Origin of the sequence: Streptosporangium sandarakinum (assembly GCF_050942225.1) — a bacterium.
In the GTDB taxonomy this organism is placed as follows: Bacteria; Actinomycetota; Actinomycetes; order Streptosporangiales; family Streptosporangiaceae; genus Streptosporangium; species Streptosporangium nondiastaticum.
The window spans coordinates 5,672,481-5,693,951 of the sequence record NZ_CP192034.1; the positions used below are offsets into that span (position 1 = coordinate 5,672,481).

The 21,471-nt window shown below is 73.9% G+C and carries 21 protein-coding genes; 5 read left to right on the forward strand and 16 right to left on the reverse strand.

The window, feature by feature from the left end:
* Positions 1–72: 72 nt before the first annotated feature.
* From ACQP10_RS26355 to ACQP10_RS26365, 3 genes are all read right to left on the reverse strand, one after another.
* Positions 73–396: a DUF202 domain-containing protein gene (locus ACQP10_RS26355; RefSeq protein WP_389996737.1), complete on the reverse strand. Its 324-nt coding sequence runs from the start codon at positions 394–396 to the stop codon at positions 73–75.
* A gap of 47 nt (positions 397–443) precedes the next feature.
* Complete coding sequence (locus ACQP10_RS26360) at positions 444–785, reverse strand: YidH family protein (protein WP_346022878.1); 342 nt, start codon at positions 783–785, stop codon at positions 444–446.
* A gap of 227 nt (positions 786–1,012) precedes the next feature.
* Positions 1,013–1,414, reverse strand: coding sequence for a hypothetical protein (locus ACQP10_RS26365; RefSeq protein ID WP_346022879.1), 402 nt, complete (start codon positions 1,412–1,414; stop codon positions 1,013–1,015).
* A 212-nt stretch (positions 1,415–1,626) separates the two neighbouring features.
* Between ACQP10_RS26365 and ACQP10_RS26370 the strand changes: the two genes are divergently transcribed.
* A complete protein-coding gene (locus ACQP10_RS26370; protein WP_179827206.1) occupies positions 1,627–1,884 on the forward strand; it encodes a ubiquitin carboxyl-terminal hydrolase 14 in 258 nt (85 codons plus the stop codon).
* 109 nt (positions 1,885–1,993) lie between these two features.
* Here ACQP10_RS26370 and ACQP10_RS26375 read toward each other — a convergent pair whose 3' ends face one another.
* The 3 genes from ACQP10_RS26375 to ACQP10_RS26385 all read right to left on the reverse strand — a co-directional run bounded on the left by ACQP10_RS26375 (position 1,994) and on the right by ACQP10_RS26385 (position 6,856).
* On the reverse strand, positions 1,994–3,631 hold the full coding sequence (locus tag ACQP10_RS26375; RefSeq protein ID WP_179827205.1) for an ABC-F family ATP-binding cassette domain-containing protein: 1,638 nt from the start codon (positions 3,629–3,631) through the stop codon (positions 1,994–1,996).
* 243 nt (positions 3,632–3,874) lie between these two features.
* Positions 3,875–5,458, reverse strand: coding sequence for a Na+/H+ antiporter (locus tag ACQP10_RS26380; RefSeq protein WP_389996754.1), 1,584 nt, complete (start codon positions 5,456–5,458; stop codon positions 3,875–3,877).
* Between the two features lie 42 nt (positions 5,459–5,500).
* Positions 5,501–6,856: a hypothetical protein gene (locus ACQP10_RS26385; RefSeq protein ID WP_433539923.1), complete on the reverse strand. Its 1,356-nt coding sequence runs from the start codon at positions 6,854–6,856 to the stop codon at positions 5,501–5,503.
* A gap of 264 nt (positions 6,857–7,120) precedes the next feature.
* Here ACQP10_RS26385 and ACQP10_RS26390 point away from each other — a divergent pair, with 264 nt between their 5' ends.
* Positions 7,121–9,232 (forward strand): ATP-dependent DNA helicase, encoded by a 2,112-nt coding sequence (locus ACQP10_RS26390; RefSeq protein ID WP_433539924.1) that lies wholly within the window; start codon positions 7,121–7,123, stop codon positions 9,230–9,232.
* Positions 9,233–9,360: 128 nt separating this feature from the next.
* On the opposite strand, the gene ACQP10_RS26395 is transcribed toward ACQP10_RS26390, so the two are convergent.
* The 8 genes from ACQP10_RS26395 to ACQP10_RS26430 form a co-directional block, all read right to left on the reverse strand.
* Positions 9,361–10,119 (reverse strand): SGNH/GDSL hydrolase family protein, encoded by a 759-nt coding sequence (locus ACQP10_RS26395; protein WP_346022884.1) that lies wholly within the window; start codon positions 10,117–10,119, stop codon positions 9,361–9,363.
* Positions 10,119–10,550 (reverse strand): type II 3-dehydroquinate dehydratase, encoded by a 432-nt coding sequence (gene aroQ, locus ACQP10_RS26400; RefSeq protein ID WP_179827199.1) that lies wholly within the window; start codon positions 10,548–10,550, stop codon positions 10,119–10,121. Before aroQ ends, ACQP10_RS26395 begins: the two co-directional genes overlap by 1 nt.
* Before the next feature lie 91 nt (positions 10,551–10,641).
* Positions 10,642–11,718 carry a 3-dehydroquinate synthase gene (gene aroB / locus ACQP10_RS26405; RefSeq protein WP_433539925.1) on the reverse strand — a complete coding sequence of 359 codons (1,077 nt, stop codon included), beginning with the start codon at positions 11,716–11,718 and terminating at the stop codon, positions 10,642–10,644.
* On the reverse strand, positions 11,715–12,218 hold the full coding sequence (locus ACQP10_RS26410) for a shikimate kinase (RefSeq protein ID WP_179827195.1): 504 nt from the start codon (positions 12,216–12,218) through the stop codon (positions 11,715–11,717). The genes aroB and ACQP10_RS26410 overlap by 4 nt, the downstream gene beginning before the upstream one ends.
* A 79-nt stretch (positions 12,219–12,297) precedes the next feature.
* Positions 12,298–13,476 carry a chorismate synthase gene (gene aroC / locus ACQP10_RS26415; protein WP_179827193.1) on the reverse strand — a complete coding sequence of 393 codons (1,179 nt, stop codon included), beginning with the start codon at positions 13,474–13,476 and terminating at the stop codon, positions 12,298–12,300.
* Between the two features lie 91 nt (positions 13,477–13,567).
* The gene (locus ACQP10_RS26420) at positions 13,568–14,263 is read right to left on the reverse strand and encodes a prepilin peptidase (protein WP_392570960.1); all 696 of its coding nucleotides are present in this window, start codon (positions 14,261–14,263) and stop codon (positions 13,568–13,570) included.
* A 129-nt stretch (positions 14,264–14,392) separates the two neighbouring features.
* On the reverse strand, positions 14,393–14,992 hold the full coding sequence (locus tag ACQP10_RS26425; RefSeq protein WP_346022887.1) for an SseB family protein: 600 nt from the start codon (positions 14,990–14,992) through the stop codon (positions 14,393–14,395).
* Positions 14,993–15,061: 69 nt separating this feature from the next.
* Positions 15,062–15,358: a hypothetical protein gene (locus ACQP10_RS26430; protein WP_392570961.1), complete on the reverse strand. Its 297-nt coding sequence runs from the start codon at positions 15,356–15,358 to the stop codon at positions 15,062–15,064.
* A gap of 359 nt (positions 15,359–15,717) precedes the next feature.
* Here ACQP10_RS26430 and ACQP10_RS26435 point away from each other — a divergent pair, with 359 nt between their 5' ends.
* On the forward strand, positions 15,718–16,596 hold the full coding sequence (locus ACQP10_RS26435; protein WP_433539926.1) for a helix-turn-helix transcriptional regulator: 879 nt from the start codon (positions 15,718–15,720) through the stop codon (positions 16,594–16,596).
* Positions 16,597–16,644: 48 nt separating this feature from the next.
* Here the strand turns inward: ACQP10_RS26435 and ACQP10_RS26440 are convergent, their stop codons facing one another.
* Positions 16,645–17,736 (reverse strand): ring-opening amidohydrolase, encoded by a 1,092-nt coding sequence (locus ACQP10_RS26440; protein ID WP_433539927.1) that lies wholly within the window; start codon positions 17,734–17,736, stop codon positions 16,645–16,647.
* 438 nt (positions 17,737–18,174) lie between these two features.
* Here ACQP10_RS26440 and ACQP10_RS26445 point away from each other — a divergent pair, with 438 nt between their 5' ends.
* The gene (locus ACQP10_RS26445; protein WP_433539928.1) at positions 18,175–19,158 is read left to right on the forward strand and encodes a glucosyl-3-phosphoglycerate synthase; all 984 of its coding nucleotides are present in this window, start codon (positions 18,175–18,177) and stop codon (positions 19,156–19,158) included.
* Positions 19,159–19,248: 90 nt separating this feature from the next.
* On the opposite strand, the gene ACQP10_RS26450 is transcribed toward ACQP10_RS26445, so the two are convergent.
* The gene (locus ACQP10_RS26450; protein WP_346022892.1) at positions 19,249–19,809 is read right to left on the reverse strand and encodes a TetR/AcrR family transcriptional regulator; all 561 of its coding nucleotides are present in this window, start codon (positions 19,807–19,809) and stop codon (positions 19,249–19,251) included.
* Between the two features lie 80 nt (positions 19,810–19,889).
* Here ACQP10_RS26450 and ACQP10_RS26455 point away from each other — a divergent pair, with 80 nt between their 5' ends.
* Positions 19,890–21,470, forward strand: coding sequence for an MDR family MFS transporter (locus ACQP10_RS26455; protein ID WP_346022893.1), 1,581 nt, complete (start codon positions 19,890–19,892; stop codon positions 21,468–21,470).
* Position 21,471 lies beyond the last annotated feature (1 nt).

Sequence of the window (21,471 nt, forward strand, 5' to 3'; positions counted from 1 at the left end):
GCCTGCCATCACCACTTGGCCGTGACCATCGCCTGCCTGCCGCCATGGCTCAGATGACCCGCGAAACGGGTCCTAGCGGGTGAGGACGAAACCGATCGCGCCGGCGGCGACGGCCATCGTGCCGAGCCAGGCGATGACGGCATCGGCGCGGTCGTCGAGGGGCAGGCCCTCGTGCAGGGCCCGCTGAACGCGCCGGTAGCGGACGCCGATGCGGGACAGCAGCAGCGCCCCGCAGAGGGCGGCCAGGACGAAGGGGACCGCGACGGCCGGCTGGACGCCGGTGCGCAGGACGATCCCCCCGGCGCCCAGGCCGCCGACGGCGAGCGTGGCGGCGGTGCGCATCCAGGCCAGCCGGGTGCGCTCGTTCTGCAGTCCCTCGTCCCACAGGTTGTCCATCGGGTCACCTCCGGCGCGGGCTCCGGCCTCCGGCGCGGCGGGCACCGTCAGCGGCCCAGCAGGATGAGGATCAGGGCGAGCACCGCCACGACGGCCACGCCGTACCCCAGGATGGAGGCGAGGGCCGGAGGCGGGAGCGGGGCGGCGTTGCGCAGCGCGTGCTGCACGCGGCGCCAGCGCGGGTAGGCCATCGCGGCCGACACCGCCGACAGGAACACCAGGACGACGGCGAGGGTCGTCCGCATCCAGGGCACGAAGACGTCCTCGGGGACCGCCGCCATGGCGACGCCGCCCGCGCTCAGCGCCAGCGAGGTGCTGAGCCAGGTCAGGAAGGTGCGTTCGTTCGCGAGCGTGAACCGGGGATCCGGTTCGTGACCAGGGGACTTCATAGAATCGACGGTATTTCCCCGATATTTCCCATAGAGAACTCGGGATCCCGTTGCGGCCCCGCCGGGAGGTCTCCGCCGCGGGAACGGCGGGTTCCCGGGCGACCCGCAGGCCCCCGGGAGGCGGCCCCGCAGGCCCTCGGGAGAGTGGCCCGGCTGGTTCCCAGGCGGTCCGGCGGGCCCTCGGGAGGCGGCCCGGCGGGTCCCCCGCGGTGGGCGGGGCGGACGGGTCAGGAGCAGGCGGAGCTCAGCTGCTCGACCCAGCGCGCCGAGTCGGCCGCGGTCTTCTGCGCCGCGTCGACGGCGCTGTTGACGTCGGTGACGTTCACCTTCCGCAGGTCGGCGGCCACCCCGTCGGCGGCCTCCTTCAGCGTGGTGTTGGCGGCCTGGTCAGCGAGATCGCCCAGCTTGGCGGCGCCGTCGTTCAGCGCCTTCTCCAGCGCGGCGGGGTCGTCGGTCAGGCCGGAGACCTTGCGCACCGTGTCGGTGACGATGCCGGTGGCCTGCAGGCACTGCTGCGCCTTGTCGACGCCCTGGCTCACCTCCTGCAGTTCGGAACATCCCGTGGTGACCAGAACGGCGGCCAGCGCGGCGGTGGCGAGAGCGGGGACGCGTCGCGTAGGGGGTCGCATGCCCAGACCCTACCCGGCGGATCCGTACGGCGAGCGGCACCGCGCGGACACATGCCCCACCGGACCGGCGGGGACGGCCGACCTGTGCAGACCGCCGACCTGCGGGGACCGTACGATCGTCCCTCGGCGGGGCCGCCCGGTCGCCGCCGGACGCCCCGGGCGGGGGTCGTACGATCTCCGTGAGGCGTCCTGAACTGGACCAAGGGGGGAAAATGACCGACTGCGAACACCTGACCGGGGCCGGGGACCCGTCCCCTCGCACCACCGAGGGGTGCGAGGAGTGCCTGAGGACCGGCATGCGCTGGGTCCACCTGCGCAGGTGCCTGGACTGCGGGCACATCGGCTGCTGCGACTCCTCGCCCGGCCGGCACTCCACCGCCCACTTCCGGGAGACGGGCCACCCGGTCATCGCCTCGTTCGAACCGGGCGAGACCTGGCGGTGGTGCTTCGTCGACGAGATGCTCGGCTAGATTCCGTTCCGTGGATCGTCCCGTCCGCCGCGGCCGCGCGGGCGGAGGTCCACGGAACGGAACCCGGAGCGCGCCCCGGTCCCGGGTTCCCGGGGCCGGGGCGCACCCGTCAGGCGTCCTCCGGGGCCCCCGCCTCCAGCAGACGGCCCTCGGAGAGCCGCAGCCGGCGGTTCACCCCGATCTCGGCGAGGAACCGCTCGTCGTGGCTGACCACCACGAACGCCCCCCGGTACGCCTGAAGCGCGCTCTCCAGCCGGCCGACGCTCACCAGGTCGAGGTTGTTGGTGGGCTCGTCCAGCAGCAGGAGCTGGGGCGCCGGCTCGGCGTACAGGACGCAGGCCAGCGTGGCGCGCAGCCGCTCGCCGCCGGAGAGCGCCCCGACCGGGAGGTGGGCGCGGGAACCGCGGAACAGGAAGCGGGCCAGCAGGTTCATCCGGTCGGCCTGGGGCATCCCGGGCGCGAACGCGGCGAGGTTCTCCGCCACGGTGCGGTCCAGGTCGAGCAGGTCCAGCCGCTGGGACAGGTAGGCGACGCGGCCGGCGGCCCTCCTGACCGGGCCGCCCTCCGGCTCCACGTCACCACCGAGCACGCGGAGCAGGGTGGTCTTGCCGGCGCCGTTGGGCCCGGTCAGCGAGATGCGTTCGGGACCCCGGACGGTCAGGTCGATCCCCTGCCCGGCGAAGAGCGGCCGGTCGCCGCGGCGGACCTGGATGCCCTCGCCGTGGAAGACCGTGCGCCCGGCCGGGACCTCGGTCCCCGGCAGGTCCAGCGCGATCCTCTGGTCGTCGCGCAGGGCCCGGCTCGCCTCGTCGAGACGCGCCCTGGCGTCCTCGACCCGCGCGGAGTGCGCCTGGCCCGCCCGGCCCGCCGACTCCTGGGCGCCGCGCTTCATGTTCCCGGCGAAGATGCGCGGCAGGCCGGCGTTCTTCAGGTTGCGGGCGGCGTTGCCCGCCCGGCGCTCGGCCCGCTCGCGGGCCTGCTGCATCTCCCGCTTCTCCCGCTTCAGCTCCTGCTCGGCGCTGCGGACGGTCCGCTCGGCGGCCTCCTGCTCCGCGCGCACCGCCTCCTCGTAGGCGGTGAAGTTCCCCCCGTAGGAGCGCAGCTCTCCCCGGTCGAGCTCGGCGATGCGGTCCATCCGGTCGAGCAGCGCCCGGTCGTGGCTGACCAGCAGCAGGCAGCCGGTCCAGTCGTCGAGCACGTCGTGCAGTCCGCGGCGGGCGTCGAGGTCGAGGTTGTTGGTCGGCTCGTCGAGCAGCAGCACGTCGGGCCGCTTCAGCAGCTGCGCGGCGAGCCCGAGGGAGACGGCCTGGCCGCCGCTGAGCGTGCGCAGGCGGCGGTCGAAGTCGAGGTCCGCGAGGCCGAGCCGGTCGAGCTGGGCGCGGGTGCGCTCCTCGACGTCCCAGTCGTCGCCGATCACGGTGAAGTGCTCCTCGGCGGCGTCCCCGGACTCGATGGCGTCCAGGGCCGCGATCACCGGGGCGATCCCGAGGACCTCGGCCACGGTCAGGTCACCGGACAGGGGCAGGCTCTGCGGCAGGTAGCCGAGCACGCCCCCGACGGTGACACCGCCGCCGGTCGGCCGGTACTCACCGGCGATCAGTTTGAGCAGGGTGGTCTTACCCGCGCCGTTGGGGGCGACCAGGCCGGTGCGGCCGGGGCCCACGGTGAAGGACAACTCCTGGAAGACGGGGGTGCCGTCGGGCCAGGAGAAGGACAGGTTGGAACAGACGACGAAGGCGTCGGACATGAAAGAAAGACCTCGTACGGAAGCGGGCGCGTCAGGGACGCCCGGCGGACGGCAGGGATCGATGAAACGTCGACATGGCCCCGACGGCGGCGATCACGCGCCTGCCGTGGGCCGGCCACTTCCGGTGTCACCCGGAGATGTCGAGGTCCCCTGCCATTCCCTGTCTCCCATCGCTCACGGTCATAGGTCCCGTCCACGATAGCACCGGCGTCCGGACCACCGGTCCCGCGGCCGGGAACGGGCCTACTCCCGCTCCAGGTTGGCCTCCTCGAAGTCGAGTTCCCGGATGACCCGGCGCAGCACCTCGTCGTCGATGCGGCCCTCGTCGCGGAGCCGTACGAGCACGTCGCGCTCGACCGCCAGCATCTCCCGGCGCAGCCGCCGGTAGAGGCCGCTGGGCGTCTCCTCGCCCTCGGGGCCGGTCCCGCCGCCGAGCCGCTCCCAGGCGGCGAGCGGCTGGTGCTCGGTCCGCTTCCTGAGCAGCCGCACCACGTGCTCGCCGGACTCGGGGATCCCCTCGGCGGCCAGTTCCTCCAGCCGGGCGAGCGAGGCGGTGGCGGCCTGCTGCTTGGCGCCGGCCTCGGCGAGGTTGTCGGCGAAGATCTCCTGCTCGTTGGACACCCGCAGCCGGCTGATGAGCGCCGGGAACGACAGGCCCTGGATCAGCAGCGTGCCGATCACCACCGCGAACGTGAGGAAGAGGATCGTGGGCCGGCCCGGGAAGTCCTTGGGCAGGGCGAAGGCCGCGGCGAGCGAGACCACCCCGCGCATGCCGGCCCAGCTCACGATGAGCGTCCCCGGCCAGGACGGCGGTTTCGGCTCGTTCCGCCGGACCCGGGCCGACAGCCTCCTCGGCAGGTGGATGCTGGGCACGACCCACACGGCCCTGGCCAGCACCGTGGCCGCGAAGACGGCCAGCGCCATCCCGGCGAGCCTCCACGGGTCCTCCCCGCCCAGCGCGCTCATGATCGGCCACAGCTGCAGGCCGATCAGCATGAACACGATCGTCTCCAGGAAGAACCCCATGACCCGCCACACGGCGCCGGACAGCAGCCTGGTGCCGAAGCCCGCCGAGGGCATCCTGTGCCCGACGGACAGTCCGACGATCACCACGGCGACCACCCCGGAGGTGTGGGCGATCTCGGCCGTCAGGTAGGCCCCGAACGGGATGAGCAGCATGACGGTGTTCTCGGTGAGCGGGTCGCGCAGCAGCTGCAGCAGCCGGGTCAGCAGCCAGGAGAGCGCGACGCCGATCGCGACGCCGCCCGCCGCGGCGTACAGGAACCTGCCCGCCGCCTCCGGCCAGGTGATCCCGGCGCCCAGCGCGGCGGAGACGGCCACCCGGTAGACGGTGAGCGCGGTGGCGTCGTTGAACAGGCTCTCCCCCACCAGGATGGAGACCACCCGGCGGGGCAGCCCGAGCCGCCGGGCCACCGCGACCGCGGCGACCGCGTCGGGCGGCGCCACGATGGCGCCCAGCGCGAAGGCCGCGGCCACCGGCAGATCCGGCAGCAGCAGGTGGGTCACCCAGCCGACGACCAGGGTGGTGAACAGCACCAGCCCGATCGACAGCAGCGCGACCGGTCTGCGGACGGCCTTGAGCCTGGTGTAGGAGCTGTCGATCGCGGCGGAGTAGAGCAGTGGGGGCAGGAACACCAGCAGGATCAGCTCGGGGTCAAGCTGGTAGCCGGGCACCAGCGGCGAGAGCACCAGCCCGGCCAGCACCAGCAGCAGCGGCGCCGACCACTCGCGCCGTCTGGCGACGGCGGCCACCGCGATGGCGATGACCGGAACGAGCAGCAGCTGGAGTACGGACTCCTGGCTCATCGGCTCCCCCGAGCGCGGTGATCCCGGGCGTCTGCCCCGGGATCACCAGTCGTGACGGTCGTCCCGCTCGTCGCGGCGGCGCTCCTCGTAACCCTGGTCGGGGCGGAGCCGCTCACCGGTGGAGTGCGGCGGGTCCGGGACGTACGGGCGCGACATCCGTGGATCCTGCCGGCCGTGCAGCCCCAGCGGGTCGGGGTCGGGCTGCCTGCCGCGCAGGCCGAGCGGGTCGGACGGGTCGACCCCCTGCTGGTAGCCGGCGGGCGGCGAGCCGTACAGGTCGCGCAGGTCCGCGGGGTGGCCGGCCGTACCCGGCTGCGGGGCGCCCGGGGCGCCGCCGAGGTACGGGTCGGCCTGGGGGGCGGGGTAGCCGTAGGGGTCGGACCGCTCGGACGGGCCGGCGTCGTAGGCCGACTGGCGCTGCTGCGCCGCGAAGCCGAACGGGTCGGTGGAGTGCTGCTGCCCCTGGGGCGCCGCGCCCGGGGAGGCGTAGTGGTCGGGGTGCGCGGAGTGGGACGGGTACCGCTCGGCGGGCGGGGCGAAGGGGTCGGGCTGCCGGTGGGCGGCCGGGGAGTCGTACGGGCCGGGCTGGGTGGGCGGCCCGCCGTAGGGGTCGGACGGGTCGGGCGCCGCGCCGTAGGCGTCGGGACCGGAGGGCGGGGCGGCGAAGGGGTCCGGCTGCCGGGACCCGTAGCGGTCGCCGCCGGGCATCTGGTAGGCGGGCTCGCCGGAGGCCGGGCCCAGCGGCTCGGCGGGGTACGGCCGGCCGTACGACAGCGAGTCGCCCACGATCATGTTCTCCCGGGGCACCGCGTCGCCGGAGCCGTAGTCGGCGGCGCGGCCCGGGGAACGGTCCGGGGGCGGCGGCACGGCCCCCCGGGCCACCAGCACGTCGTTGGGGCCGTGGGCGGGCACCGGGCGGTCGTCCGGCGGCTCGGACTGGGCGGCGGCGTCGGGATACTGCCGGTCCGGATCGGGATACTGCCGGTCATCGGGATACGGCTGCGGCTGGGCGTACTCCTCGGGGGGGGGGCGGGCGTACTGCCCGGTGCCGGGCAGCTCGCCGGCCGCCGGGAACTCCCCGGAGACGGGGAAGCCCGTGGGACCGCCGGGCCCGGCGGGCGCGGCCTGGGCCGCCTGTCCCCCCGGCGGCACGGCCTGCGGCTGGTCGTCCACCTCGTCGGGGTACTGGCCCCCGGCCTGGATGAACCCCTCGTCGAGGGCGTCCACCAGGCGGCCGACGTCGTTCAGCGGCATGCGGAAACTGGCGGTGCACATCTCCCCGCGCCACAGGCTCAGGACCAGCGTGCCTTCGTGCCAGGTGACCCGTAGAACCCGCTCCTGGCCACGCTCGTCAAAGAACACCTCGCCGAACGACGGCAACGGGACAACTTCCGACATGGAGGACATCGTGCTTCAACCAGCCTTTATTCGTCCACTCGACCCCGGGAAACTCTACCGAACCGGTCCTTTCGTCCCCATCTTTCACCCCGGTGACACCGAAACGGACGATCTCCTTTCGACCGAGGGCGTTCCGGCGGCCGGGTGCCGGAGCCAGTCTGCCACGCGACATGGGACATGGCTTCCGGAATGCCGGGACGCGTCCGCGCACTCACCGGCCGGAGCGGCGGCGATCGTCGTGGGGACCGAGTACGGTTGGCTGTCGTGCCGACCGACTCCATCACCCACGCCGAAGCCGACGACGCCTCCTCGCAGGAGCTCCTGCCCCCCGTCGAGGAGTTGCTGAGCACCGCCGTCAAGGCGGTCGGAGGGGTCGAGCGGCCCGGCCAGCTCACGATGGCGCGGGCCGTCCAGCGGGCCATCGACAAGGGCGAGCACCTGGCCGTCCAGGCCGGCACCGGCACCGGCAAGTCCCTCGCCTACCTGATCCCCTCTGTCCGGCACGCGATGACCTCCGACGGCGCCGTGGTGGTCTCCACCGCCACCATCGCGCTCCAGCGCCAGCTCGTCGACCGCGACCTGCCCCGGCTGGCCGACGCGCTCGCCCCGCACCTGCCGCACGAACCCACGTTCGCGATCCTCAAGGGCCGCCGCAACTACCTGTGCCGCTACAAGGCCACCGCGGGGTGGCCCGAGGACGAGCAGGACCAGCTCTTCGACCCGCGCGAGGTGAGCGCGACCGGGCGGATGGTCCAGCGTATCCAGGAGTGGGCCGAGGAGACCGAGACCGGCGACCGCGACGAGCTGGTGCCCGGCGTCAACGAGCAGGCCTGGCGGCAGTTCTCGGTGAGCGCCAGGGAGTGCCTGGGCGCCACCCGCTGCCCCAGCGGGGCCGAGTGCTTCGCCGAGCTGGCCCGCGCCCGCGCCGGGGAGTCCGACATCGTCGTCACCAACCACGCGCTGCTGGCGATCGACGCGATGGAGGACTTCCCGCTGCTGCCCGAGCACGAGGTGGTCGTGGTGGACGAGGCCCACGAGCTGGTCGACCGGGTCACCTCCGTGGTCAGCGGCGAGCTGTCGGAGACCATGGTCATGGCGGCCGTGCGGCGGGTGGGGCGGCTGATCGACCAGCCGACCTCCGACCGCCTCATGGAGGCGGGCGAGGACCTCAAGGCCCTGCTGGCCGCCGCGCCGCCCGGCCGGCTCGACGAGCTGCCCCAGGTGCTCGGCCTGACCCTCGCCCTGATCCGCGACGCGGCGTGGGCGTGCATCACCTCCCTGGGCCCGCGCCAGGGAGGCGACAAGGACGACCCCGAGGGCGCCGGGCTGCGCAAGGCGGCCTTCACCGCCCTGGACGAGGTCCACGACACCGCCCAGCGGATCCTCGACGCCTTCGGCCACGCCGAGGAGATCGACCGGGCCGAGGTCGTCTGGCTGGACGCCGGCACCGACCGGCGCCCGCCCGTGCTGCGGATCGCCCCGCTGACCGTGGCGGGGATGCTGCGCGACAAGCTCTTCGGCGACCGTACGGTGGTCCTGACCTCCGCGACGCTCGCCCTGGGCGGCGCCTTCGACGGCCTGGCCCGCCAGTGGGGCCTCGGCACCGGCGACCGTTCCAGGGACGCCGCCGAGGGCGACTCCGGGGAGGGCGCCGGCGGCGCGGACAAGACCACTGGAAAGTCGGACAAAAAAAGCGGAAAGCGCGCGAAGAACTGGACCGGCCTCGACGTCGGCTCGCCGTTCGACCACCCGCGCAGCGGCATCCTCTACGTCGCCAGGCACCTGCCCCAGCCGGGCCGCGACGGCCTGCCCGAGGCGTACCTGGAGGAGATCACCGAGCTGATCGAGGCGGCCGGCGGCCGGACCCTCGGCCTGTTCTCCTCGATGCGCGCCGCCAAGGCCGCCACCGAGGCCCTGCGCGACCGGCTGAGCGTGCCGCTGCTGTGCCAGGGCGACGACTCCACCATGCTGCTGGTCAAGCAGTTCGCCGAGGACGAGCCGACCTGCCTGTTCGGCACCCTGTCGCTGTGGCAGGGGGTGGACGTGCCGGGGCCGTCGCTGCGGCTGGTCATCATCGACCGCATCCCGTTCCCCCGGCCCGACGACCCGCTGACCTCCGCCCGCCAGCGGCATGTGGCGGCCAAGGGCGGCAACGGCTTCATGGCGGTCGCCGCCACCCACGCCGCGCTGCTGCTCGCGCAGGGGGCGGGCCGCCTGCTGCGCAGCCAGCACGACAAGGGCGTGGTCGCGGTCCTCGACCCCCGGCTGGCCACCGCCCGCTACGCCGGCTTCCTGCGCGACTCCCTGCCGCCGTTCTGGCCCACCAACGACCCGGAGAAGGTCCGCCAGGCGCTGCGGCGGCTCGCGGAGTCCTGACGGCCCCGCGCGCGGCCCCGGTACGGCGCGGCCCCGGTACGGCGCGGCGCCGGGCTCCGGTCCGGTACGGCGCGCCGGGGCCGGGCCGTACGGGGCCGCTCCGGCGACTCTCCCTCCCCCGCGGGGGATCAGCGGAACAGCTCCAGGTCGGGGCGCTTGGGGTCGAGGCCGTCGCCGGAGGAGCGCCTGCGGATCCGGCGGACCACCCACGGGCCGAAGTGCTCGCGCAGCCACTGGATGTCCTCGCGGCGCTTGGCCGCCGGATCGACGTGGTCGAGCGGCGGCCAGGTCTTCCGCCAGTCGTCGTCGACGTCGATCCCGAGCACCTCGCACACCTTGGCGGCCACCATCCGGTGGCCCTCCTCGTTCATGTGCAGGCGGTCCTCGCTCCAGGCCCGCCAGTCGCGCAGTCCCTGCATCGACCACTGGTCCACCAGGTGGCAGCCGTGCAGGTCGGCGATGGAGCGGAGGTGCATGAAGAAGATCGCGAAGGTGCCGCGGGCGCGGCGCATGATCGGGGTGTCGCGCGGGTCCACGCCGGTGAACAGCAGCACCTCGGCGCCGGTGGCCCGCAGCTCGCGCACGGCCGTCGCGATCTTCTTGGCCATCCGGTCGGGGTCGCTGCCGGGCCGCAGCAGGTCGTTGCCGCCGGCGCAGAAGCTGACCAGGTCGGGGCGCATCTCGATCGCCCGCGGCAGCTGCTCGGCGATGATCTGGTCGATGAGCTTGCCGCGCACGGCCAGGTTGGCGTAGCGGAACTCCGGGTCGAGCGCGGCCAGCCGCTCGGCCACCCGGTCGGCCCAGCCGCGGAAGGCCCCGCCGGTCCCGGGGTCGTTCATGCCCTCGGTGAAGCTGTCGCCGACGGCGACGAAGGAACGGTAACCCATCACGCCTCCTCCGCGATGGCGCGCAGCGCGAGCGCGTAGGACCGGAGGCCGAAGCCCGCGACGGTGCCGGTGGCCACCCCCGCGACGACCGAGTTGTGGCGGAACTCCTCCCGCGCGGCCGGGTTGGAGATGTGCACCTCGACGAGGGGCGCGGTGCGCTGGGCGATGGCGTCGCGCAGCGCGTAGGAGTAGTGGGTGAACGCCGCCGGGTTCAGCACCACCGGGGTCCGCGAGTCGGCCGCCTCGTGCAGCCAGCCCACCAGCTCGGCCTCGTCGTCGGTCTGCCGGACGTCCACCGACAGGCCCAGCTCCCTGCCGGCCTCCCGGCAGAGCTCCACCAGGTCCTCGAAGGTCTCCGCGCCGTAGACGTCGGGCTCTCTCGTGCCGAGCCGCGACAGGTTGGGGCCGTTGAACACGTAGACGGGTCTCATTCCACCGATCTTCCTCGTCACCGCGCGGCCCGCCGGGGCCGTGCCTTCCGTGCTGCGGTCCGCCGGGCCGCGGGGACGGGCCGGCCGGGGGCTACCGGGCGATCTCGTGGTAGGCGGCCTCGAGCAGCTCCTCGGGCGGATCCTCCAGCGGAGACACCTTAGCCAGGTCGTCCAGGACGACGAAACGCAGCCTGGCCCCGCGGCTCTTCTTGTCCAGGCGCATGTGGTCGCGCAGCTCCGGCCAGGCCTCGCGGCGGTAGGCCGTGGGCAGCCCGACCGACGTCAGGATCGAGCGGGTCCGCTCCACGATCGCCGTGCCGATCCGGCCGTCCAGCCGGGACAGCTCGGCGGCGTAGACCATGCCGATGGCCACGGCCTCGCCGTGGCGCATCCGGTAGTCCTCGGCCCGCTCGATGGCGTGGGCGAGGGTGTGGCCGTAGTTGAGGATCTCCCGCAGGCCGCTCTCGCGCAGGTCGGCGCCGACGACGTCGGCCTTGACCCGCACCTTGCGCTCGATCAGCTCGCGGGTGTGCCGTCCCTCGGGGTGCCGGGCGCCCTCGGGGTCGTCCTCGATGAGCGCCAGGATCTCCGGGTCGGCGATGAAGCCGCCCTTGATGACCTCGGCCAGGCCCGCGACGTAGTCGTCGCGGGGCACCGAGACCAGCGTGGCGAGATCGCACAGGACGCCGGCCGGCGGGTGGAAGGAGCCGACGAGGTTCTTGCCCTCCGGAGTGTTGATCCCGGTCTTGCCGCCGACCGCCGCGTCGACCATGCCGAGCAGGGTGGTCGGCACCTGCACGACCTTGACGCCGCGCAGCCAGGTCGCGGCGGCGAACCCGGCGAGGTCGGTGGTCGCTCCCCCGCCGACGCCGACCACGGCGTCGGAGCGGGTCATGCCGTGCCGGCCGAACTCCGACCACAGGCTGGCGGCCACCTCTGCCGTCTTGGCCCGCTCGCCGTCGGGCACCGGCAGCGCGACGACCTCGTACCCGGCCGACTCCAGGGCGCCGTGGACCGGGCGCGCGATCTCCGGCAGGCTCACGGGGTGGACCACCGCGACGGTGCGGACCCCCTCGCCGAGCAGGCCGCCCAGCTCGCCGAGCACGCCGGCGCCGACGACGACGTCGTAGGGGGTCGCCCCGCCGACCCTGATCCTGGAGACGGTCACGGCCGCAGCCCCTTCGCGATCTCGTCGGCGACCTCGCCCGGCTCGCGGTCGTCGGTGGCCACGACGACGGTGGCCAGGCCCTCGTAGACCGGGCGGCGCTCGTCCATGAGCTTCTTCAGCCGGCTGCGCGGGTTCAGCACGAGCAGCGGCCGCGCCGAGGCCAGGCCCACCCGCTGGACCGCCTGCGACAGGCCGACCTCCAGGTAGACCACCGGGTGGCCGGCCAGCAGCTCCCGCGTCTCCTCGGAGAGGACCGCGCCGCCGCCGAGGGCCAGCACGCCGTCGTGCTCGGTCAGCGCCCGCCGTACGGCCTCGGCCTCCAGCTCGCGGAAGCGCTCCTCGCCGTCCTCGACGAAGATGTCGCTGACGGGCTTGCCCGCCACGGCCTCGACGTCGGCGTCGGTGTCGCGGAAGGCGGTGCCGAGTCGTCCGGCGAGCAGCCTGCCGACGGTCGACTTGCCCGCTCCGGGGGGGCCGATCAGAACTGCGCGGGGACTCACCGTGTCTCCTTCTCCGTGGCCTTCTCGGTGGCTTTCTCGGTGGCTTTCTCCATGGTCCTCCGCCCGGCGGCGCGCCCGGTCACTTGATCACCATCGAGGACAGGTAGCCGGCGAGGTTGCGGGCGACCTCCTCGACCGAGTCGCCGCCGAACTTCTCCAGCGCGGCGTCGGCCAGGACGAGCGCGACCATCGCCTCGGCGACGATCGCGGCGGCCGGTACGGCGCACACGTCGGAACGCTCGTGGTGGGCCTTGGCCGCCTCACCGGTCAGCACGTCGATCGTGGCCAGCGCCCGGGGGACGGTGGAGATCGGCTTCATCGCCGCGCTCACCCGCAGCGGCTCGCCGTTGGTCATGCCGCCCTCCACGCCGCCGGCGCGGTTGGTGATCCGGCGGACCCCCTCGGAGGTGTTCTCGATCTCGTCGTGGGCCCGGGAGCCGGGGCGGCGGGCGGTCTCGAAGCCGTCGCCGAGGGCGACGCCCTTGATCGCCTGGATGCCCATCAGGGCCGCGGCGAGGCGGGCGTCGAGGCGGCGGTCCCAGTGGGTGTAGCTGCCCAGGCCCGGCGGCAGGCCGTAGGCGACGACCTCGACGACCCCGCCGAGGGTGTCGCCGTCCTTGTGCGCCCGGTCGATCTCGGCGACCATGGCGGCGCTGCCGGCCGGGTCGGCGCAGCGCACCGGGTCGGCGTCGATCCTCGCCAGGTCGTCAGGTCCGGGCAGCGTCTCGGAGGTCGTGCCGGCCCCGCCGATCGACAGGACGTGGCTGACGATGTCGACGCCGAGGGCCTGCTTGAGGAACTTCTTCGCGACCTGGCCGAGGGCGACCCGGGCGGCGGTCTCGCGGGCGCTGGCGCGGTCCAGGACCGGGCGGGCGTCGTCGAAGCCGTACTTCTGCATGCCCGCCAGGTCGGCGTGGCCGGGGCGCGGGCGCGAGCGCGGCGCGTTGCGGGCCTGGCCCTCCAGCAGCGCCGGGTCCACCGGGTCGGCCGCCATGACCGTCTCCCACTTGGGCCACTCGGTGTTGCCCACGCGGACGGCGACGGGGCTGCCGAGCGTGCGGCCGTGCCGTACGCCGCCGGCGATGGTCACCACGTCCTGCTCGAACTTCATCCGGGCGCCGCGGCCGTAGCCGAGGCGGCGCCTGGCCAGCGCCTCGTCGATGTCGGCCGTGGTCACCTCCACCCCGGCGGGCAGGCCTTCGAGGATCGCGACGAGCTCGGGGCCGTGGGACTCTCCTGCGGTCAACCAGCGCAACATGATGACAAGTCTTCCACGTGCCGCCCACTGGAATGGCCGCAGCTCACCTGGTGAGACACCGGCCCGTACGGCGGGCCGCGCCGGGCGGGGATCAGAGGAGCGGGGCGGCGAGGACCGCCGCGAACGCGCCGAAGACCATGAACGGGCCGAACGGGATCTCGCTGCGGCGGCCCGCGCGGCGCGTGGCCAGCAGGGCGACGCCGTAGACGCCTCCCGCCAGGAAGCCCAGGAACGCGCCGGCGACGAGGACGCCCCAGCCGAGCCAGCCGAGCGCGGTGCCGAGGCTCGCGGCGAGCTTGACGTCGCCCAGCCCCATCCCCGCCGGGTTGACCAGGAAGAGCAGCAGGTAGAAGGCCGCCAGCGCGAGCCCGCCGAGCCCGGCCCGCGGCAGGTCGCCCCACCGTCCCCCGGCCGCGGCGGACACCGTCAGCAGGACGCCGGTGCCGAGGTAGGCGGCGAGCGTGAGCCGGTCGGGCAGCCGGCGGACGGCCGCGTCGACGAAGGCCAGCACGACGCAGACCCCGGCCAGCCAGCAGAGGGCGAGGAGGCCGGCGGCCCGCGCGGCGACGGCCCGCGCGGCGCCGTCCCAGAGGCCGCCCGGCCAGGCCGGGTCGAGGCCGGGGGTGACGGCCCGCCAGGTGAGCGCGGCGAGGACCAGCCCGGTGACGGCCTCCACGGTGAACGGCGGTGGTTCCCCCCCGGGCGGGGAGTGCCGCACGACCAGGACGCGCGACCACAGCCCGATCAGCACTCCGGCGAGGGCCGCCGCGGCGGGGAGGAGGACCACCGCTCGACCATAGTCCGGGCGGGCCGGTCGTGCCCGCCGTACGGCCGCGGCCGGGTGGCCCGCCGCGGCCACCGGACGGTCACGGCCCGCCCTACGCCGCGGCCGGGGGCCCGGTGTGCGGCCGGAGGGTCAGGCTCGCCTGCGCCAGGGCAGGCCGAACCGCCTGCGCCCGGACGTCCCGGCGGCCCCCGTGGGCTCGTGGGCCCCGGCCGCCTCGGGGGCGGAGGGGACGTCCGCCATCCGGGCCACGGTGACCTCCGGGCCCAGTCCGCCGACGTCGCCCGACGCGACCGCGGCGAGGGCCCGCAGGACGGCCCCCTCGATCACGAACGGCACGGGTCCCGCCACGTCGAGCACCACCGCGGCGGCCTCCTCGTGGACCGCGGCCTGGCAGACCAGCGGCACGGTGGTCTGGATGGGCCGGGCGTCCGGGCGCCAGAGGCGGAGCGACTCGGCCCCGGTGAAGGCCGGCACGGCCTCCCGCCCGTCCTTGCCGACGAGCTTCGGCAGGGCCATCTCGCTCTCCTTCTCCTGGCGCAGCCCGTGCTCGCCGACCTCGGAGGAGGTCAGCAGGGCCACCACCGGGACGAGCAGCCGCGCACCGGACAGCGCCGCCACCACGGCTCCGGCGTCGGCCGCACCGGACGAGAACGCGGCGAGCGCGGACGCCAGGGCGGCGTCGGCGGAACCGTCGTCGTCGGGGACCAGGGGCTGCGGAATGCTCGGCACGAATCCGGAGCCTACCGGCGCCCCCGGCCGGTCCGGACGGGGGACGGGGATTCGTTCCACCCGCGGCGGTCACAGGCCGCTGTCGCCGTTGATCCCCCCGTGGCTGCTGCCGCCGCCGTTGGCCGCCCCGTCGGCGCTCCCGGCGAGGACCTGCACGACGGCGACGCCGTCGGACAGAGTCCTCCCCACGCGACGAGGCCCGACACCGTTGGCCGCCCCGTCGGCGCTGCCGGCGAGGACGGGCGCGACGGCGACGGCTCCGGACGCGATGGCCGCCACCGCGGACTGGATCGGCACCGCGGTGGGGGCGGCGATGATGGAAAGCACCGTCGTCCCGGCCGCGAAGGTGTTCCTGAATCCGATCATTCCAGCTCACCTCCGATCGGATCGGCCGCGTTCCCGGGCGACGCCCGTGAGAGCGGGATCGGCGTCGCCCGGACGGCGACTCCGCTCCCGGCCCCGGGGGCCGGGGCCCGGTCACGCGGTTCCCGGTCGCGGCGCGGAGCCCTCGGGACGGCCGCGCCGGGCGGAGTTGACCCCTCATGAGTAAAGCTAGGCGGGATGCCGCCGGGGAGGGTAGGAACATCTCCCCCAGGCCGGAGCGTGGGGGCGTCGCTCCCAGGATCGTCGCTCCCACCTGCGGGAACAGGTCGTCCGGCCGGTTGGTTGACGTGAGAGAACCAGTAGGGAGCGCCGGCAGGCGAAGAACCGGATCTGGTGAGGAGATGGGCAGGAAAAACATCCTCGGCGAGTTCCTGCGTGCTCGCCGCGAGGCTTTGAACCCCGTAGAGGTGGGACTTCTGCACTCCGGTCCCCGCCGCACCCCGGGACTGCGCCGCGAAGAGGTGGCGATGTTCGCCGGGATGAGCACCGACTACTACATCCGCCTGGAACAGGGACGCGAACGCCACCCGTCGGAGCAGGTGATCGGCGCCCTGGTGCGGGCGCTGCGCCTCGACCCCGACGCCGCCGCCTACCTGCACGAGCTGGCGCACCCCGGACCGAGGCGGGGTGACGGGGACGGTCAGGTACGGCAGGTCAGCCCCGAGGTGCTGCGGCTGATCGACAGCTGGCCGTACACCCCGGCGCTGGTGATCGACCGCTGCATGGACGTGCTGGCGGCGAACCGGCTGGCCGTCGCTCTCTTCGCGGGTCAGGAGCACGCCGGCAACCTCATGCGCATGGTCTTCCTGGACTCCGCCACACGGAGCCTGTACCGGGAGTTCGGCCTGGACTGGGAGGCCGTCGCCCACGCCAAGGTGGCCCGCCTGCGCACCGCCGCGGGGGCGGACCTCGACGACCCCAGGCTCGTCGAGCTGGTCGGCGAGCTGTCCCGGAGGAGCCCGGAGTTCCGCCGGCTGTGGGCGCGCCAGGACGTCTCCCACGTTCCCCCCGCGGTCACCCCGCTGCGCCACCGCGTCGTCGGGGACATGCTGCTGAGCTGCGAGGTGTTCGACATCACCAGCTCCCCGGGTCAGCAGCTCGTCATCGTCCACGCCGAGCCGTCCAGCCCTTCGGAGCAGGCCCTGATCATGCTCGGCTGCGAGGTCATGGCGTCCGGCCGCGACGCGGCCGGCGCCCTGCTGCCGATGGTCCGCTGCTGAGCCCCGGGGGCGGGGCCGCGGGCTCGGCCGGGCCCCTGGGGCCGGGAGTCATCCCAGGTCGGCGATGGCGGCCACCGGACCGCCCCCGCTCGGGCCCTGGTGGACCGCGGCGACCGAGACGAAGACGGCGGGATCGCCGGTGACGGAGGCCGCGACGCCGCCGACCGCCGCCTTGATCTGGCGGTGCCAGTGGACGTCGGAGTCGTCCAGCATGATGTTGCGGCGTCCCCGTACCCTGCCCGACGGGTCGGCCTCGCACTTCATGAACACGTTGACCAGCCTGCCGCCCAGGTCGGACGGGTGCGGGCGCTCGGGCAGCTCGATGCCGCTGGAACGGATGGCCGCCCAGATGCCGTCGGCGTCCAGGGCGTCCCGCATGACGGAGTGTCCGACGCGGTAGCGGCCGCCGATGCCGCGCACGTTGCCGACGACCACGATCTGCGCGCGGTCCAGCTCGACGCCCGAGGAGCAGGACGCGACGGAGGAGTACAGCGACAGGTCGCGGTGGATCCGGTCGGCGGAGGGCGTCTTGATCTCGCCGAGCGCGACCGCCACGCCGAGCGCGGTGGTGGAGTTGGAGACGTCCATCGACGCGCCGGTGTCGTCGGTGACCACCTCCTTGCCGCGCGACCGGGCGTCCTCGATGGTGGCCAGGGTCAGCAGGGGGGTCTTGGTCTGCACGTAGTGGACGTCGGCCGGGTCGTCGATCCCGGCGGTCTTCATCGCCTCCCGCACACCGGCGGCGACCTTCTCGATCATGGCCGGGCGGCCGATGTCCTCGGGGAGGATGACGTCGCTCATCGCGATGCCGACGCTGAGGCGCGGCTCGTCGCTCGGCTCGGCGTTCGCCGTGGTGGCGAAGACGGTGGCGTGCGGGCTGAGCACGCCGTCGGTGCCGCCGGACCACACCAGCGGCACGCTCTCGGGTGAGGGGTGGCCCTTGGCGGCCAGGACCTCGCGGAAGGCGCGGTCGGCCAGGATGCGGGTGTAGTCGTTCACCCCTCCGTTGCCCTCGGTCTTGCCGATCACCGCGAGCACCCGGTGCGCCTCGATCACCCCGTCGTCGATGAGCCGGGCCAGCCCGGAGGCGTCGGTGACGCTCTCGATGGCGACCTTCCGCACTTCGATGGGTTCCGGCATCCCTGCCGCCTTTCCGTCGGGTCGTGTCCACGTCCGTGCTCGGTGGCGAGGGTTCCATGGTGCCCCCGGCGGCCCGGCCGCGGTGCGCGCCACGCGCGGCCGGGCGCGGCGGGGATCGCCCGGCCGGGACCCGCGAGGGTTCGCCCCGGCCGGACCGGCCGCCCCACACCGCGACGCTAACGGCCGGTACGGCCCGGCTCATGGGCACTCCTTGCCCAAGGCGGGACCGCTCTTCGACAGAACTCGCCGACACCCACCGGCGCTCACCGGAGCCGTCCGGGGTCCGGCCGGGTTCTCCGCCCCGGCCGCCCCCATCTCCGCAAAAGCCCATATATCGGATTAAACGCCTCATACAAGGGCAAACCCGAGGAAGACAGTCACACAGCGGAGGGGAGCCAGGAGCGATGACGACACCGGGGCCCACCCCCGCGACGGGTGATGTTCACTGAGGTCGGCCGCTGGCTGGAGGCTCGTACGAGCCTGTCGGGCGACTGGCCCCCCGAGGCGGTGACGGCGGCCAAGGGAGACCACCGGGTGAGCGTCGTGCTGCCCGCCCGGAACGAGGAGAGCACCGTCGGGAAGATCGTCGGGCGGATCCGGCGTGACCTGCAGGAGCGCCTTCCGCTGGTCGACGAGCTCGTGGTGGTGGACTCCCACTCGCACGACGCGACCGCCCGGAGGGCCGCGGACGCGGGCGCCCGCGTGGTCTTCCAGAACGCCCCGCTGCCCGGGTACGGCGCCATGACCGGCAAGGGCGACGCCCTCTGGAAGGCGCTCGCCGTCACGACCGGCGACGTGGTCGTCTTCGTGGACGCCGACCTGCGCGACTTCTCCTCGCGCTTCGTCACCGGGCTGCTCGGCCCACTCCTGTCGGACCCCTCGGTGGCCTACGTCAAGGGCTGCTACGACCGGCCGCTCACCGAGGGCGCGGTCTCCCGGCCGCACGCGGGCGGGAGGGTGACCGAGCTGGTCGCCCGGCCGCTGATCAACCTGCACTGGCCCGAGCTGGCCGGTTTCCGCCAGCCGCTGGCGGGCGAGTACGCGGGCCGCCGCGCCACGCTGGAGCGGATCCCCTTCGTCACCGGGTACGGCGTCGAACTGGGCCTGCTCATCGACCTGCTCGGCCTGGTGGGGCTGGACGCCCTCGCGCAGGTCGATCTCGGCGTGCGGGTCCACTCCCACCAGACGCTCGACGCGCTCGGGCAGATGGCCGCGCACATCATGCTCACCGCCTGGACGCGGCTGGAACGCCAGGGGCGCGTGCCCGCCTCCGCCCTGCCGTGCCACGAGATCCTGCAGTTCCCCACGGCGGGCGACGACCGGCGGCCGCGGGTGAGCGACGTGAGCGTGCACGAACGTCCGCCGCTGATCACCGTGCCCGAGTACGTCGAGGGCCTCCGCCCGGGCCCGGAGCCGAGGTGAGGGCGGCGCACGGCGCCGGGGCGGGAGGCGCGTCCGTGGCGGGGGTCGCACCGGAAGCGGGGCGGACCGTAGCGGACCGTCGGACCGGGGTCAGGGCGCCAGGCACGCCTGGAAGACGGCGGTGAGCCGCCCGACCACGGCCTCCCGGTCCGGCGCCTCCAGCTCGCCCTTGCCGTAGAGCTGGCTCAGCATGCTCACCCCGGTGATCACCGCGGTGGCGGCGGTCGCCCGGAAGGCCGCGTCGCCGCCGGGCAGGCGCGCGGCCAGCGGCTCCAGGATCGCCGACCTGACCCGGTCACGGATGATCTCGTGGGTCTCGGCGCAGCCCGACGACCTGACGAGCGCCGACATGATCAGGCTGCCCTGGTCCGACCTGAGCCGGTCGGCGACGTACTCCGCCAGGCGGCGGGGCAGCTCCTCGGACGGGACCTCCAGCAGGCCGGGAAAGCGCCCCTGTACGGCCAGCACCTCGGCGAACAGCTCCCGCTTGCTGCCGAAGTAGCGGTTGATCAGCGCGATGTTGGCATCGGCCTCGGCGGCGATCAGCCGCATCGTCACCTGGTCGTAGCCGAGTTCGGTGAACAGCCGGCGGGCGGCGTCGAGGATGCGCCGCCGGGTGCCCTCCCGGTCTCGCTGCCGTGTCTCGTCCACCTCAGGGTCCTTCCGGATTTGACCAGTAAACAAGCGTCTACTAGCTTCATGTGTATCGTACATACATTGGGGGCCGCTTCATGCTGACTGGACAACGGGTCCAGGCCGAGACCGCGCCGCACTTCACGCACAAACAGGTGCTGGAGATCCTGGTCGGGCTGATGCTCGCCATGCTGACGTCGATGATCTCGACCTCCGTGGTGGGAACCGCGCTGCCGACCATCGTCGGCAAGCTCGGCGGTCAGGAGCAGCTCTCCTGGGTCGCCAGCGCGACCCTGCTGACCATGACGGCCTCCACCCCGCTGTGGGGCAAGCTGTCCGACCTGTACGGGCGCAAGTTCATGTTCCAGGCCGCCCTGCTGGTCTTCCTGTTCTCCTCGGTGGCCGCGGGCTTCTCCCAGAACATGGGACAGCTCATCGCGGCCCGCGCCGTACAGGGTATCGGCGCCGGCGGCCTGGCCGCACTGCCGCAGATCATCCTCGGCGACGTGGTGGAGCCCCGCGAGCGGGGCCGCTACTCCGGCTACATCGGCGCCGTCTTCGGCGTCTCCACCGTGGCCGGGCCGCTGCTCGGCGGCTTCATCGTCGACAACATGTCCTGGCGCTGGACGTTCTGGATCTGCGTGCCGCTGGCCGTGGTGGCGTTCGTCGTCATCCAGAAGGTGCTCAAGCTGCCGTTCGTCCGCCGCGACACCAAGGTCGACTGGTGGGGCGCCACCTTCATCACCGGCGGCACCACCGCGCTGATGCTGCTGCTGTCCCTCGGCGGCAAGGAGTTCGCCTGGAACTCCGGCTGGACCTACGCCCTGGGCGGGCTCAGCCTGGTCATGTTCGTGGCCGCCGTCTTCGCCGAGCGCCGGGCCGCCGACCCGATCCTGCCGCCGCACCTCTTCCGCAACCACACCTTCGTGCTCACCAGCGTCACCTCCCTGCTGGTCGGCGCCGCCATGTTCGGCGCGCTGATGTTCCTGCCGCAGTACCTGCAGATCGTCAAGGGCATGAGCCCCACCGGCTCGGGCCTGATGACCCTGCCCATGGTGCTCGGCCTGCTGACCGCCTCGATCTCGACCGGCCGGATCGTCAGCCGGACCGGCAAATGGAAGATCTTCCCGGTCCTCGGCATGCTGCTGGTCGCGGCCGGCCTGTTCCTGCTCTCCCGCCTGCACGTGGACAGCTCGCTGGTGGTCGTCGGCGTCGACGTGGCGGTGCTCGGCGTCGGCCTGGGCGCCACGATGCAGATCCTGATCCTGGCCGCGCAGAACTCCGTCACCCGCCGCGACATGGCCTCCACCACCTCGGGCGTGACGTTCTTCCGCTCCCTCGGCGGCGCGGTCGGCGTGGCGGCCTTCGGCGCCATCCTGACGAACCGGCTCAGCGCCGAGATCGTCTCCCTCGCGCGGGAGGCACACCTGCGCCTCACCGGCGGCGGCACGCCCAGCCTCGGCGCGCCCGACGACATCCGCAAGCTGCCCGCCCCCGTGCTGGACATCGTCCTGGAGGCCTTCACCCGGGCCATGCAGATGGTCTTCCTGGTCGGCGTGCCGATCGCCCTGGTCGCCGTGGTGACCGCCCTGATGCTGAAGGAGGTGCCGCTGCGCTCGGCCCGGGGCCCCCGCCCCGAGACCGCCGACCCCTCGGCTCCCCCGGTCACGGTCGACTGAC

What these genes read in the sequence shown, in the direction of transcription:
- ACQP10_RS26355 (WP_389996737.1), bottom strand. Translation starts at nt 396, where the DNA reads ATGGACAACCTGTGGGACGAGGGACTGCAGAACGAGCGCACCCGGCTG.
- aroC (WP_179827193.1), bottom strand. Translation starts at nt 13,476, where the DNA reads ATGTTGCGCTGGTTGACCGCAGGAGAGTCCCACGGCCCCGAGCTCGTC.
- ACQP10_RS26395 (WP_346022884.1), bottom strand. Translation starts at nt 10,119, where the DNA reads ATGGGTTACCGTTCCTTCGTCGCCGTCGGCGACAGCTTCACCGAGGGC.
- ACQP10_RS26440 (WP_433539927.1), bottom strand. Translation starts at nt 17,736, where the DNA reads ATGCCGGAACCCATCGAAGTGCGGAAGGTCGCCATCGAGAGCGTCACC.
- ACQP10_RS26360 (WP_346022878.1), bottom strand. Translation starts at nt 785, where the DNA reads ATGAAGTCCCCTGGTCACGAACCGGATCCCCGGTTCACGCTCGCGAAC.
- ACQP10_RS26375 (WP_179827205.1), bottom strand. Translation starts at nt 3,631, where the DNA reads ATGTCCGACGCCTTCGTCGTCTGTTCCAACCTGTCCTTCTCCTGGCCC.
- ACQP10_RS26385 (WP_433539923.1), bottom strand. Translation starts at nt 6,856, where the DNA reads ATGTCGGAAGTTGTCCCGTTGCCGTCGTTCGGCGAGGTGTTCTTTGAC.
- ACQP10_RS26455 (WP_346022893.1), top strand. Translation starts at nt 19,890, where the DNA reads ATGCTGACTGGACAACGGGTCCAGGCCGAGACCGCGCCGCACTTCACG.
- aroQ (WP_179827199.1), bottom strand. Translation starts at nt 10,550, where the DNA reads ATGAGACCCGTCTACGTGTTCAACGGCCCCAACCTGTCGCGGCTCGGC.
- ACQP10_RS26430 (WP_392570961.1), bottom strand. Translation starts at nt 15,358, where the DNA reads ATGATCGGATTCAGGAACACCTTCGCGGCCGGGACGACGGTGCTTTCC.
- ACQP10_RS26435 (WP_433539926.1), top strand. Translation starts at nt 15,718, where the DNA reads ATGGGCAGGAAAAACATCCTCGGCGAGTTCCTGCGTGCTCGCCGCGAG.
- ACQP10_RS26370 (WP_179827206.1), top strand. Translation starts at nt 1,627, where the DNA reads ATGACCGACTGCGAACACCTGACCGGGGCCGGGGACCCGTCCCCTCGC.
- ACQP10_RS26365 (WP_346022879.1), bottom strand. Translation starts at nt 1,414, where the DNA reads ATGCGACCCCCTACGCGACGCGTCCCCGCTCTCGCCACCGCCGCGCTG.
- ACQP10_RS26380 (WP_389996754.1), bottom strand. Translation starts at nt 5,458, where the DNA reads ATGAGCCAGGAGTCCGTACTCCAGCTGCTGCTCGTTCCGGTCATCGCC.
- ACQP10_RS26445 (WP_433539928.1), top strand. Translation starts at nt 18,175, where the DNA reads ATGTTCACTGAGGTCGGCCGCTGGCTGGAGGCTCGTACGAGCCTGTCG.